The sequence below is a fragment of the Serratia sp. JSRIV002 genome, from assembly GCF_019968725.1.
Classification (GTDB): domain Bacteria; phylum Pseudomonadota; class Gammaproteobacteria; order Enterobacterales; family Enterobacteriaceae; genus Chania; species Chania fonticola_B.
Genome location: NZ_CP074143.1, coordinates 143,380 through 157,427, shown reverse-complemented (window position 1 = coordinate 157,427; position 14,048 = coordinate 143,380). Strand labels below are relative to the sequence as shown.

Sequence of the window (14,048 nt, the reverse complement as noted above, 5' to 3'; positions counted from 1 at the left end):
TATGATGTATGCAAAATCCTTTATGGTATTAGACGGCAATGAACGCCTGACCGGGGCCCTCACAGCACAGTCTGCCCTTTACGACCGCTACCGTTGCCCTCTTTGCGGTAGCGCGATGACGTTCCATCCGGAATATCACGCGGAACGCCCCTGGTTTGAACATCGGCAGAACACGTTAACCGCCCGAGGCCGACACTGCCCCTACGTCAAGCCTAAGCGTGTAGAAATGCAGCGTATCAAGCAGCTACGTCGTTACGTACCTGATGCCAGGGCGCTGATACGAAAAACCGACTGGCTTTGCGCAGGCTGTGATAGCCACTACCACGGGGAACAAAATTGCCTGATTTGCCATACCGGTAAACACAGCCGTCATGCCAACCCGTCAGAGGTCACCGTATGCGCATGTTGAAATGTTACCTGGCCAATGACAACTCCGGGCATTTTGTAACAACAAAAGAGGCCATCAACAGGGACAGTGGCGTGCTCACCTGCGTTTCCTGTGGTTGTAGGCTGATATTGCATGTTGGCGAGCCCGGCGTGGCCCCTTGGTTCGAACATGATCAGCAGACCGTTCCGGTAGCGACGCTGATGAAGTGTGCAAATCTGGACCCGCAGGTTAAGGCTGATGAAAGACACGCGCAGTTGCGCAAAACGGTGGGCTGGCTTGCAGCGCCTGCCGCGGTACAGTCTTGGTACTGCGTCAGGTGCCAGAGCCATTACCAGGGGGAAAAACACTGCATTACGTGTAGCACCGGGATATACAGCATTACAGAAGCAACGTGGCGTGAGAATTACCGCTGAACGTAACACTGTTACGGATCCGTTGAGGTATTTTTTGTCAGGCGGGCTCGTCGAATGCCGGGTTGGCGCAATCAGCGACAGCATAAATATCAGCCTTCGATCTGAACGAAGGACCGCAGCATCTTGCGGAGTTCAATGGGATATGATTTGCTTGTCACTCTCCCCGATGAGGCGAATGTATGAAAGACGTTGCCTATTGCTCGTTTTGTGGTAAGTCAAATGCAGAAGTGGCGCATTTGATTGCCGGGCCTAAGGTTTGTATCTGTGATGGGTGCATTTCGCTGAGCTGTAAAATCATTCATGCGCGCAGCGAAATGGAGCCAAAGATCCACTGGCGGCCAAAATGTTGCATTTTTTAGATAAACATTCTGGCGCGTTAATTGATAAAGCCGTCGCCATATCAGATAACCTACTGGCTGAAAAGCTGGATACTGATACAGAAGCTTTAAAGAAATCGGAGAAACTTCTTACCCGAAAGAAAAAAATCACCGTTGTGCCGGTGATGGCGGGTTTTAACATGTACCTGGTGAACGGAAAAGACGTCACGAAAGACTATATCGAAAGTGAAGATATCCTACCGCATTGCCGTTCATCTCATGTTGAAACCGAATCCGAAGTTTAAGCTGTTGCCATGAAACCACTGCCAGCCAAGGGAAAGTACTTTTTGGCTGGTTCTTCCCAGATAACGCTTTGTTTCAGGTTGAACGTTGAGTTACAGCTCAACCAGAAAACCGTCATGATGAACGGAAAAAGCCGGGGACGGGTTTATAGCCTTAAAGCCGATTTAAGCCATATTCCTGAAACATTTCGCTATCTGCTTGTAAACCGTATCCGCCGTGTTCCATCAGCAGGAACCACTGCAGATAAAAGAGCCACGTGAACGTCGAGGTTGGCATTAGAGGCTGGACTACAGGTGAATGCGCTGGATGGTCTTTTCTGGCTAGGTATTAGTGCATCGCTGCCGATGTCTTAAAGCTGCGGCAATCCGGCATGATAATTGCCACGTCTGAGGTTGAGGTTGAGGTTGAGGTTGAGGTTGAGGTTGAGGTTGAGGTTTATGATAGCCTGACCCTAACACAAAGAACCGTTTTTGCGTATCAACTTGAGTAGTGCCAGCAAACATGTCACCTGAGCATTAGGATAATCTACCGCTTTTCGACTGAGTCATTCCCTTTTGTTCCATATTGGCTTTCACCGTTCTTTAGTCCTTAGTGGTATCACTATTGACAATAACTTTGCTTTAGCCAGATAATTTTTTATCATTATGGATTATTGAGTATCAGCTATGTTGGTCAATTGGAAGTACAATAGCGAGTTCAGGTCATGCGTGCGCTTACTTCGCATAATTGGCAATCTCTACCTGGCAGGGACCTTGTTCACAGCAGCGTCGTTGTTCTCCCTGAACACGCACGCTGCCACCATTGATGTTGGGGTCTTGAGAGACAGTACGATTTACATGACGCTTGATGGAGCAATTCAGCCTGGTGATGCTCAAAAGTTCCATTTCCTGGTAGAACAGTACCGGCAAATCAATCACCCCATACAAATAGTCTTCCTTAATTCTCCTGGCGGAGTAGTTGATGAAAGTAAGATAATATTCAGTGATGTGCTCGCAAATAGAATAGATACCTACGTTGCGGCAGGCCAACAGTGCATAAGCGCCTGTTTTGCTATTTTCGCTTCAGGAACCCGACGTTTCTCTGAGGTAAACAGTATCATTGGCGTACATCGTGCCAATGTAGGCGGATCTGATTCGGATCGAGCTCGCTCAGTTTCAATTGATATGCTGGAACTTTATAAACTGCTAAAAGTCCCTCCTGAGATTCAATTGCAAATGATCTCCACAGCTCCACAAGAGGTCTATTTTCTCACCCCACAAGATAAGCGGTTAATGAGTCAATTACTGCCTAATACTGGATCTGCACTTCAACTTGTTAAACACACCAATATTACACCGCGTCCCAAAGGAGTTACCAGCGAGGACAGAGCCCAGGCAAGAAGATATAACAAACAAGGGATTTTACTTATTAATAGTCAGCAATATGCAATTGCTATCAACACCCTTGAATTATCTAAATCCTTATATCCCATCGATGCTGAGGTGTTAGGTAATCTGGGTTATGCCTATTACATGGTAGGCGATTTGGTGAGTGCACAAAACAATTTGACAGCATCTTTACGTATAAGTCCTAAACGTGGTTCCACTTGGAATAATCTTGGGCTAGTACTTTCCGCAAGGGGTTATGTAGCATGGGCTGCTGAAAGTTTCGTTAAATACTGGAATTATTCCCGCAATAAAAAAGCAGCAACAAATCAGTTTTTCCACTGGGAATCTGAACGGCCTGGGACCCCCTTAGAACAAGCTTCACGTATTGCTCGCGCATCACTTGGTCTCTACGCACCGGTTAACTGAGGGAAGAGCATTGAACCAAATTTTATTACTGGCAATCGCAGATGTTTTACTGAGCGCTTATTCTGAGTCTGTTGAAAACCACAAAAATCAATGGTCGCAACCCGTATATCTGGTTTCGCGATGTGCTACCCGCTTGCCGGCTTGGCACAAGAGCCGGCCCAATGAGTTACTACATTACGCCAAAGTAACGTAACCGAACAGTGAACTCGTGTTGCTCGATTTAAATAATGTAATAAGCTGACGGGGTAATTAGCTGAAGGCTTTTTACACGCAGGATATAAATAAAGGCGGGTCACCCCGCCAGTATAAAAATAGTAAATTTTTCGCTCCCCTTTACACCATCACATTCTTGATCTCAGTCTATATTAACTGCTAGTCACATAAATCACTCAACAGTATCAGAAGTCTTTTTTTCATCAATTCTATTTTTAATGTATAGAGATGAGGCACATATATTTGGAAACACACCTTTATTTTCAATGATATGTACAGTAGCAGTTCTTGCATCGCCCTTTGGCCATTTAGAAAAATTGAAAGTTTGCTTATCAAGCCACTCAGCCAGTATAGGGTCCTCAAGAGATGCGTTGAAAAGTGCAGCAATACTACGACGATCATTGGAGTCCTCAGGTTCTTTGTATGTTAACTCTTGATAAAAGTCATGAATAATAAATATGCGCCTTTGCAGACCAGTTTCTCTTTCAAGAAGAACATCATGCAGTTCTTCAATAATTTCGATGCGTTGTTCCTCTTTCAACAGAGTCCATAGCAGATGAATATTTACGGCTTTTTCGATCTCCTTTTCATCCATATGACGGTACCAGTCTGCAAAGAGGTTAATATTCTCAGACATGCTTACGTAAACACCACTTTTTTCCATATCTTTAAGAACTATAATTCTGTTAGCCTCGATATTACCAAATGCCTCATAAAGATGTTGTTCACTGCTGTATACATCCTGACTCAGGATGTATAGTTTTTGCTTAATTTTGGTAAGCCCTTCCGAAGAGAAAAGATCATTAAGGAACAACGGACTTATTTTTTCAATACTATTCACGTCTAAACTAGCCAATGCAGCAGTTTCTCTCTTTTCTACAATCTGTAAAGGCAAAGCATCTGGGAGGCGCATTTTAATTAAAGAATATTGTTGCCTGATAAAGTTAGGCGTTGATATTGAATATATTTTATAGCCATTAATTATATTTTTTATAGCTTCACAAACAAATGGTAAAGCTCTATCATTAGATAGTGATTTAATTACCGAATCAAATGATACCGAGTAGCAAAAATAATTCTCAAGATATTCTAAAAAATCTTCACTTTCTCTTTGCGCTTCATGATTTTCAATACCATCGTAGTTGTTAATTGCAACCATATGAGCCACAATTTGTGCGGAGAAATCTGCAGGATGTTTCTCTCTAATATGTATTTGATTATCATAATAAGATAGATGATTAGTATTACTCCATCCCGGGAAGAAAATTATTTTTCTAAACTCCAAAACGCCTTCTATTACTGTCTGTTGTGAAAATTTATTATAAGATGCACTTACTTGTTTAGGGAGGTCATTTTTCTTATTAACAACTATGCGTTGCACTGCCGAAGTGGACAAATTAATATGCCTTAAAACTCCTGCTAAAAATATATCACCAAGAACATCATCTAAAATAACACGCAACATACTTTCAATACTATCATCACAAAGAATCAACTTATCTATTCTAAGATTTATTAATTCAACCTCCTTATTTAGCAGATGATTAGCATAAATATTACCATCCAATTCATAATCAATTTCACCCAGTAAATTCTCATCAAATATAGCAGAGTATATGTTAGCTTCGCATAATAACTCTGGTATAATCAAAGCATTGTAATCATCAGCAGAGTGGATAGTATTTAAATCAGCAACAATAAAATTTCGCTGACGCATCATGAACGCTTTTTTCTCTATTTTCTCCAGACTCAATAGATTTAGAAGCGTTTTACTAAATTTCTCGTTCAGTGATGCCCTATGTTTTAGAGCATAAGTGGCATTCAAACTCTGCATAGTTGAGTTAACTTCCTTGATAACAACATCTAACATATCAACCGGCAAACTTCCCAATGTTATTAATCCGTCTGACATATTAATACGACTAGCCACCCGTGCCCATGCATGATTGAATCCCCATAAGTTAATAAGCAATTCCAACTTACCCCCATTATGCTCCTTAACAGCTTCAGTTAGTGGTGTATCAAAAAGCTCACTTCTAGCCAAATCTTTCTCAGCTTGATAATGAACACTCATTAAGAATTCACTCCACCTAATTGTGTCATTATTAAAAATCCGATTGAGTTGTTTCACCGTCGCCTGTAAACGGTCAGTGAGTACATCATCAGGGGTTGGTGGATGAAAATCTTCACTATCATCTACAGGCACTCGTAAGAGATTGCTTATATCCTTCTCACCATAGCGAACGACGAGAATATAAAGAGCTATCAAAATATGTCTAAAATCATCTTGGGCTGGGACTGTCAAATCTAAGATGTGAATATCATTAACGAATTTCTTCATCAGCCTTGGCGTAATACGTGGATACTCAGTAGGCCTCCAACGTTCCAACAACTGTATTGCTTCCAAACAGGACTGCAAGTCAGAGGCATGCACGGACTCCTGCCACAATTTCTGAAATGCATCCTGCCAGCCTGCAGTTATCAAAGGGGGGACACTAAAGCATACAGGAATACGTTTAGCAATGAACTCTCTGCCACTATGTCCCTCGACTGAAAGTGAAGTTGCCACCTGCCTAGCTGAGTATGGAATAATTATCCTGAATTGCTCATGCGTTGCACCAGCGATGAGCTCCATATCACTCCACAATTCTTTGACCTTTTCTGCACTTATGCGGTCAAGATTATCTATAATCAGGATAAATCTAGTGCCAATAGCTAAAGTTTCTGACGAAGTAAATCCGGAAAGAGCCTCAGTCAGTTCTATAGTTCCAACCTCTCGACTAATAAGCCATGTTTCAGATATCCTATCCACGCTATTCTGTTTGAATAGATCTCCAACAGTAGTAATTGCATCATCATGCTTCCTATTTTTACAACATATTCCTCTAACCCAAAGTGAAAATAGTAATATAATAGGTGATGCAAACCCAATACTTTCAGCAATTAAGACAAATCCACTGAGAGGCTTAGTTTCAGTTAAATAGTAATTCACATCAGCAATCAGATATCGGATCATTTGAACTGACAATAAAGAAAGAAAAACAAAAGCAACAGTCCACCAACTCAATCTACTTTTTACTTTTTTTTCATATTCAACAATATTACCTAGAGCTTTATTTTTAAATTTATCAAGAGCACGTATATTAACTCCATCACTTTTACTTATACCCTTATGAATAACATCAATTAATGCTTTTTTCGTAGAGCCATGATGATAGCGTTCAGCGTCAAAGTTAATAAAAGTAAATTCACTGTGAAGTTTTTTCTGCAAAAAATGAATAATTGTGGATTTACCAGAACCAAGCTCCCCCTCCAACCCAACAATATTAATCCCAGGCTGTCGCATTACGCCCGCCATCATAGACGCTACTTTTTCATGACTCTGCCCTTCAAATATATCATGTTCCGACGGAGTCTCAGTTTGCAGTTTCAATCCCATAATAACCCCACTAAATAAATTAATAATCATCCATTCTCATGATGAATGTAAAAGGTGTCCTCATGACAATAATGACCACCTATAGATAGCATATCGATTTACCTCCAAGTTGTCTTGATATTACTCACAAAATAGAGATTATCTGCAGATAAGGAAAATTATTGAATGATCTCATTCTAAAAGGCGTGTACAAAAAGCAGGACATAAGTCAGGCTTACGGAACTTGACTTTGCCATTTCCAAAAGGCGGAATGATACGTTTAAAACACTGATAGCGAGGTTGACGAATAAATGGTTAAATGGATAAACATGGCAAATGCAAGTCTCTATTTGAATTTTGTTGATGATACGGCCACTTCAAGGCTGATATTACTCAACCCTATTGAAAACGTAGTGAAATCGATCATGGTATCGAACACATGAAACAGTATCTATTACAGAATCAACTAATAAATACAAATAAACCACAGAAATATGGCTCGCTCATAAATTTATCTCTCTTACTCATCTCAATCAATATTGCAGTTATTACATCTTCGATTTCTGTAATCGTGCATAATCAAACGGGCTAACCGCCCTCACCCGGTTCGTATCCAGAAAATCCGCCCACCACTGCAGCATCAGCCTGCGCTCATCCAAATGCTCTGCCTTATGGATACATCGTTACAAGGGCCATGCTGTGAGGAAGAATATTGCCGAGCATTATGGCTTGAGTGCGCTTCATTCTCTGGCGGAAAGTGCAGATCCATGGGCACAGCTCTTCGCGCTTGCGGCAAGCCAACGCAAAGAGGGACAGTCTGACCTGATTCCCTACTGGATTTTTGAAGAGGGAACCGCTCGCATAGAACGCCGGGTTCCCATGCTGCCGTACAGCAAAGAGAACATTAAGTTTAAACGGCTTAAGCGAGAGCTGGCGCTCTACCGTATTGTCTTCGGCCAACCCCGCCAAGAGGATTTGCTGTTCGGCCTGAAACACAGTAGTGATGAGTCTTTAACGGATATGACGCAGTGGCTTATTTCTCTCGAACCACCAAAGGTATGATGCTCCTGAGCGTGAGAAACTTTCCTCCATTACCTTATGTACTCCTTATACCATGGAGGTTACTGGCCAACGGAGTACGCAGAGCGAAATCAGGCGGTAGCGAGGCAGCGGCTTACGGGGAGTAACGCCTACTGGAAATGGAACACGGCTTACAACCGGCGGTCGGTGGCGGAAACGGCGATGTATCGTGTAAAACAACTGTTCGGCGGGCACCTTACACTGCGTGACTATGATGCACAGGTCGGTGAGGCGATGGCCATGATCCGTGCATTGAACAAAAATGACGCGTGGAGGAATGCCAGAAAGTGTACGGATTGTCTGAGAAAATGACTGACAGGAGGAGCTATTATCTAAATCCTATTTATTTAACAAAGCCCTTCTTAGCCTTGGGGGACACTAATTCATCACAGTAACTACAATGTAGTTGCACTTGATTTTAAAACACTTTTCAGTATTCCTTGCAAGTTTTCATCTAATCATGATAACCCGATTCAGTACTAAAACCCAATAAATTAATCGTTATTAACGATCAATAAATAAATTATGATAGTCAGATGCTATCAATTGATGCCGATCGATCTGTGAAAACAATTGATAAATCATATCAAATACAAATAGCTTAAAGTAGAAGTATAAATATAACGAATGACAAAATGAGAGCAAGCGCATAGATATTCTTTGACAAACTCATATCCCTATGAATTTAAATAAGTTTAATGTTAAACTTGGTAATTGATTATATTCTGGTTGGTTATTATACTAAAGAATGTGGTGCGTAATAATTATTACATCACTAATTCACATAAAGGTTGTGAAGGTAATAAAGAAAAATTAGTAAGAAGACAATATTAAATATAAAAAGGTAATAACATGAAATTATTTGTAAAAGATGAAGGGACTGGAGATAAAGTCTATCTTAAAAACATAGCAAAGGATAGGGAGGATTTAGCAAAAAACATTGGTTCAAGCAAACTGAAAGTAAAAGATAAAATATATTCAGTAAACTCTGTTCAAGCTGAAAGTGGTAGCAGTCTAGCTTATACCACTGCTATGGGGGGAGTAGTAGGTGTACTATTTGGTATTGCTGGCATTGCTATCGGAGCAACTATTGGTGCTATTGTTGGTGTAAAATCCGATGAAGAAGAAAAAAATAAAGTAGAAAATTTCAATAAGAGTAAAAAATAATGTGCAAATTCAATAATAAATTGTTGATTGTCCTTTTTTATTGGTTTTACTTTCTATTTTTTATGTAAATTATAAAGACTATGTACATCAGAATGTTAGAGATTTTCTTGAATGGAAAAATTTAAATTTGTCTCTTTGGATTTTTATTTCAATTTGCTTTATAGTACATTACTTATCTATTGATAAATTTGAGAAAAATAAAACGGTATATATAAACAATTTTCCTATTCATTATGGCGTTTTTTCTAATGCAATTTTTTCTGTCATAACGTTCGGTTTAGCTACTACTACCTCAGTTTCTATCATTAAAGGAATTTACATTCAGAAAGTCTTTGAAGATAAAATTTATTTCTTTAATTTTGATAATATAGATATAGGCTCTATTCTTGTTATTTGCTCTTTCTTGCTCTTATATTCAATGTCAAATAGTATCAAAGTACTTTATGCAGCAATAAAAATTAATACATATGAAAGTGCATCTTCACCTGAATGAAAAGTTTATAGGCTAGTCATATTAATAACTAAATGTTAATATGATTAGTCCTGCTTCAAGGTAAAATAAAGTACTTTAATAAAATTAAAAATACAAAAAATCAGCTAATGATACACACAGAGCATAGCAAGTAGCTGATTTTTATAACGTTGTGCTACAAGTGCATAATGCCGCAATAAGGGCTACTTTGCTCATTTATCAAACTTTCCCTCCCACACCTTTGAACTTCTCGACAAACACCGCGATCTTCTGGAATACACTTTGCTTTTTAGTAAGATACTGTGGGTTTAGTGGGCTCATCTTGGGCAGGATGGAATTAAGCTCGGTGCCGTTTTCGCTTGCGAATTCACGCTTAAGCGAGGTGGTAATATAGCGCCTAGCCGCCTCAGCATTCAAATTCTCAGAATTAATCAGCTCGTCAGCTTCACGCTGTTGCTCGATCTGGGCAAAGGCGAAGAAGGCTTCGATCACGCTGGCTTTATCGCCAATCTGATCCAGGTCGGTTTGATTGATAAAATCAACCAGCAAACTCTCCTTGGCTCGGTTACCGAGGCTGGCACGGATCAACCGACGCACTTCATCAACCAGATCGGCTTTGCTTCTAGTTTTTTTGTTGTGCTCAAAGATCAGCTCCAGAATGTAATCGAGGTTGATCTCCTGAGATTTCAGCAGATCCACTTCGAACACCACATCATCCCAGTCGATGGTGGATTTGTCTTTGTCCTCTGCCGATTTTTGACGACGCTGCCAATCGCGGATGTCGTTGTAGGTCGAGCGGTAATCCTGGATCTTGCGCTCGACTGGCAGGCGTATGGCCTGCAACTCGGCTAGCTTTTCATCATCCAGATAGTGTTCGGCTTTAAACACTTCAATCGCTTCAGGGTCGTTCATATCAACGCTTTGCAGGGCTTTCAGGCTAGCAAACTCATCGTAGTTTTGTAGCACATGCTCAACGCGCAAGTATTCACCAAAGAGTTTGGCAAAGGCTTTTTTGTCAGCTTCTTTTTCAATGGTGGCGGGATCAGGAAAACGCTGCTCCAGCTCGCTGACCACATCCACAAAACCGCGTCGCGCCTGACCAGTCACCACATCGGTAAAACCTTCCATGTATTCCTTGTAGCTCTTTTCCAGCACCACGTTCTTGGTATTTTTGTCACCAAATAGGGTGATGGCATCCACGGTCGCTTGTTCCAGGTCACGGAAGGTAACGATATTACCAAAGGTCTTGGTAGCGTCGTAAATTCGGTTGGTGCGCGAATAGGCTTGCATCAGACCGTGATAGCGCAAGTTTTTATCCACAAACAGAGTGTTCAGCGTCGGAGCATCGAAGCCAGTCAGGAACATGCCCACCACAATCAGCAGATCGATCTCCTTGGCTTTAACCTGTTTGGCCAGGTCGCGGTAATAATTCTGGAACCCATTGCTATTTATGCTGAAATTGGTTTTGAACAGCGCGTTGTAGTCGGCGATGGCCGCGCTTAAAAACTCTTTGGCGCTGCTATTCATGGCCGAAACATCAAAGCTTTCATCCTGAATATCACCCACGGCATCTTGCTCTTCATTGGCTACAAACGAGAAGATGGTGGCCACTTTCAGTGGTTTTTCGCTCTTCTTCTGCAACTCCTTGAACGACTCGTAATAGAGCTTGGCCGCATCCACGCTACTTACCGCAAACATAGCATTAAAGCCCTTGGCGTTCGCTTGTAGGCGATGCGTCTTTTGCCGGAAATGGTTTAGGATGTACAGGGTAATTTCGCGAATACGGTCAGGGTGCAACAAGACCTGCCTGTTTTCAGCAGCACTGAGCTTTGTCTCATCCTGTTCGGTTTCGATGGCTTTGAACTGTGGGCGGACATCGTTGTAGTCCACCTTGAACTTGAGCACCTTTTCATCACGAATAGCATCGGTGATGACATACGAGTGCAACTCCCGGCCAAACACGCTGGCAGTGGTGTCTGCGCCAAGCGCGTTTTGTGGGAAGATGGGAGTGCCGGTAAAACCAAATTGATAGAAGCGTTTAAATTTCTTCTTCAGGTTCTTCTGCGCCTCACCAAACTGACTGCGGTGGCACTCATCAAAAATGAATACGACCTGTTTGGTATAAATGGACAGTTCACTTTCGCTTTTCATCAAATTGTTGAGCTTCTGGATAGTGGTGACAATAATCTTGTTATCATCTTTATCCAAATTACGCTTGAGACTTGCGGTACTGTCAGAGCCATTTACGCTATCCGGCGAAAAGCGCTGGTATTCCTTCATGGTCTGGTAATCCAGATCCTTGCGGTCCACAACGAAGAATACCTTGTCGATAAACTCCAGCTCGGTGGCCAAACGCGCCACCTTAAAACTGGTGAGGGTCTTGCCAGAACCTGTGGTGTGCCAGATAAAGCCGCCGCTTTCCAGCTTGCTCCAGTTTTTCGCCTCAAAGGCGCTTTTAATTTTCCACAAGATGCGTTCAGTGGCGGCAATCTGGTAAGGGCGCATCACCAACAGAGTGTTACTCACGTCAAACACTGAATAATGCAGCAACACATTTAGCAAAGTATGCTTCTGAAAGAAGGTAGCTGTAAAGTCCTTCAAATCCTTGATCAGGTTGTTATCTGCCTTCGCCCAGTTCATGGTGAAGTCGAAGCTGTTTTTATTGCGTGCCGTGGTGTTGGCAAAATAGCGACTATCAGTACCGTTAGATATGACAAACAGTTGCAAATACTTATAGAGAGAATGCCCGCTGTTAAAACTCTCCTTGCTGTAACGGTGTACCTGGTTAAAGGCTTCTCGAATAGCAACGCCACGTTTTTTCAGTTCAATCTGCACCAAAGGCAAGCCATTGACCAGAATGGTCACATCGTAGCGATTGGCATAGCTGCCGGTTTGTTCAAACTGCTTGATCACCTGTACCTTGTTACGGGCGATATTCTTCTTATCCAGCAGATAGATGTTCTTGATGCGGCCATCATCGAAAACGAAGTCGTAGATGTAGTCATCGTGAATTTTGCGGGTCTTATCCACAATGGTATCGCTGGGCTTATCGAGGTAGGTTTCTACAAAACGCGTCCATTCACCATCAGCAAATTGCACATTATTGAGCGTTTGCAATTGCACTCGCACATTGGCTAGTATGGCTTCGGGAGTATTCAGACTGAGCAGGAACTCATAGCCTTGGTTAACTAAGTCCTGGATCAGCTCCCGCTCCAGATCGTTCTCGCTTTGGTAGCTTTCTGCCGCCATCCATTCTTTCTTGTACTTGTCCAATACGATGAAGTTGTTGGATTCGGCGATGGGCTTAGTGTAATCAACCATGTTGTTCCTCCTGCTTCCAAAAGCCATGCTCATTTTTCAAATGTTCAAGCAACAACTTTACCGTTTGCTTCTCGGGCTCTGTAGGCTCGGCCACTTCTTCATTGGACAATGTGCGATGGCTATAAAAATTCATCACCAACCTTGAATAAGACTGTTTATTTTCAGGCAGTAAATCAGACCATTGAGGGTAGCCTAGAAAATTAGCAGATTTTTCGTACAAGTTACGAAGCAAAGTAAAATGGTAGCGTTGAACTTCATTCTTTTCGATGGCTTGTTCAATGAGGCGCTTAATATACAAATGATAAGAAAAACTTTTATTGGAATCGCCTTTCTTATCCTCAATTTCAAAGGTACCATCTTCAAAGCGTTTTAGGATGTAACCGCCCTTGGCTTTAACCTCATTGTAAAGCACGTTATAAAATAAAGGATTGTGCGTGGAAACAATGAATTTAAGCCCCGATTCGCTGGATTTTATTAGTTGTGCCAGATCAAGAGCCAGCTCAATTAAGTGGTTTTCATCCAATGAGCTTACCGGGTCGTCAATAAAAACATATTCCAACTGGTCAAACTGATTCGATTCACGCTCATCAGGTTCGGCCACATTTAAAATTGTTATCACTTGATCTAACAGGGTGTAAAAGACACTCCAAATAAAGTTACTTTGCTCACCTTTAGATATTTTCAGATTACCAAAGTGGTCATCATCCCCTCGCTCAAGAGAAAATGTCACTTCTGAAAATGCTTTTACTGTAACTTCTTTTTCATCTTTGTCTTTGGTTTTATATTCTTCGTTAAACCGTGGTGTGAGCTTATCATTAGCGTAACGCTGAAAATTGGTGATGATATTTTGGTCTTGCCCCTGTTCAATCAACACCCAGTCGGTGAAAGAATTCGTCTGAATTTTCAACTTGGGTTCGGCATCATCCTGTAAATCGTTATCCCAATAGAAGAGATCTTCGGTAAATGCGTTGTAATAAAGGATTTTATTTCGTGAGAGCTCGGCTTCATCAACCTGCTCATCGCCCGAATTTTTCGGCGCAATAAGAGCTTTAAATTCACGAGATAGGCGAGTTTTACCCGTACCATTAAAGGCATAAATCAGCTGCACTTTTTTATTGGCGTCTTTTAGCTGCTGGGCTATTTCCGTTAGCGTCTTGCTCATA

General features: G+C 41.6%; 11 protein-coding genes and 2 pseudogenes. 9 read left to right on the top strand and 4 right to left on the bottom strand.

Going from position 1 to position 14,048, the window contains the following annotated elements; genetic code table 11:
• Positions 1–4 precede the first annotated feature (4 nt).
• The 6 genes from KGP26_RS00640 (at position 5) to KGP26_RS00615 (ending at position 3,214) form a co-directional block, all read left to right on the top strand.
• Entirely contained in the window at positions 5–409 is a 405-nt protein-coding gene (locus tag KGP26_RS00640) for a zinc-ribbon domain-containing protein (protein WP_223538555.1), read from the top strand.
• A complete protein-coding gene (locus tag KGP26_RS00635; protein WP_223536884.1) occupies positions 397–801 on the top strand; it encodes a zinc-ribbon domain-containing protein in 405 nt (134 codons plus the stop codon). The genes KGP26_RS00640 and KGP26_RS00635 overlap by 13 nt, the downstream gene beginning before the upstream one ends.
• Positions 802–980: 179 nt before the next feature.
• Positions 981–1,160: a ClpX C4-type zinc finger protein gene (locus KGP26_RS30350; RefSeq protein ID WP_371824834.1), complete on the top strand. Its 180-nt coding sequence runs from the start codon at positions 981–983 to the stop codon at positions 1,158–1,160.
• Positions 1,145–1,423 (top strand): hypothetical protein, encoded by a 279-nt coding sequence (locus tag KGP26_RS00625; protein ID WP_223536881.1) that lies wholly within the window; start codon positions 1,145–1,147, stop codon positions 1,421–1,423. The genes KGP26_RS30350 and KGP26_RS00625 overlap by 16 nt, the downstream gene beginning before the upstream one ends.
• A 9-nt stretch (positions 1,424–1,432) precedes the next feature.
• Positions 1,433–1,681 (top strand): hypothetical protein, encoded by a 249-nt coding sequence (locus KGP26_RS00620; RefSeq protein ID WP_223536879.1) that lies wholly within the window; start codon positions 1,433–1,435, stop codon positions 1,679–1,681.
• Between the two features lie 405 nt (positions 1,682–2,086).
• On the top strand, positions 2,087–3,214 hold the full coding sequence (locus KGP26_RS00615) for a hypothetical protein (protein WP_223664881.1): 1,128 nt from the start codon (positions 2,087–2,089) through the stop codon (positions 3,212–3,214).
• 385 nt (positions 3,215–3,599) lie between these two features.
• On the opposite strand, the gene KGP26_RS00610 is transcribed toward KGP26_RS00615, so the two are convergent.
• Both KGP26_RS00610 and KGP26_RS00605 read right to left on the bottom strand, forming a co-directional pair.
• Positions 3,600–6,896, bottom strand: a complete 3,297-nt coding sequence (locus tag KGP26_RS00610; RefSeq protein WP_223536875.1) for a P-loop NTPase fold protein — start codon at positions 6,894–6,896, stop codon at positions 3,600–3,602.
• 497 nt (positions 6,897–7,393) lie between these two features.
• Positions 7,394–7,522 (bottom strand): annotated as a pseudogene (locus tag KGP26_RS00605) (integrase); the annotation flags it as partial.
• 22 nt (positions 7,523–7,544) lie between these two features.
• Between KGP26_RS00605 and KGP26_RS00600 the strand changes: the two are divergent.
• The 3 genes and pseudogenes from KGP26_RS00600 to KGP26_RS00590 all read left to right on the top strand — a co-directional run bounded on the left by KGP26_RS00600 (position 7,545) and on the right by KGP26_RS00590 (position 9,092).
• Positions 7,545–7,907, top strand: a complete 363-nt coding sequence (locus tag KGP26_RS00600) for a hypothetical protein (RefSeq protein WP_223536873.1) — start codon at positions 7,545–7,547, stop codon at positions 7,905–7,907.
• Positions 7,908–7,964: 57 nt separating this feature from the next.
• A pseudogene (locus KGP26_RS00595) lies at positions 7,965–8,229 on the top strand (IS5/IS1182 family transposase); the annotation flags it as partial.
• 548 nt (positions 8,230–8,777) lie between these two features.
• Positions 8,778–9,092 carry a hypothetical protein gene (locus KGP26_RS00590; RefSeq protein ID WP_039996087.1) on the top strand — a complete coding sequence of 105 codons (315 nt, stop codon included), beginning with the start codon at positions 8,778–8,780 and terminating at the stop codon, positions 9,090–9,092.
• A gap of 691 nt (positions 9,093–9,783) precedes the next feature.
• On the opposite strand, the gene KGP26_RS00585 is transcribed toward KGP26_RS00590, so the two are convergent.
• Together KGP26_RS00585 and KGP26_RS00580 are read right to left on the bottom strand one after the other, a co-directional pair.
• Positions 9,784–12,885, bottom strand: a complete 3,102-nt coding sequence (locus KGP26_RS00585; protein ID WP_223536872.1) for a type I restriction endonuclease subunit R — start codon at positions 12,883–12,885, stop codon at positions 9,784–9,786.
• Complete coding sequence (locus KGP26_RS00580; RefSeq protein ID WP_223536871.1) at positions 12,878–14,047, bottom strand: anticodon nuclease; 1,170 nt, start codon at positions 14,045–14,047, stop codon at positions 12,878–12,880. The genes KGP26_RS00585 and KGP26_RS00580 overlap by 8 nt, the downstream gene beginning before the upstream one ends.
• Position 14,048 lies beyond the last annotated feature (1 nt).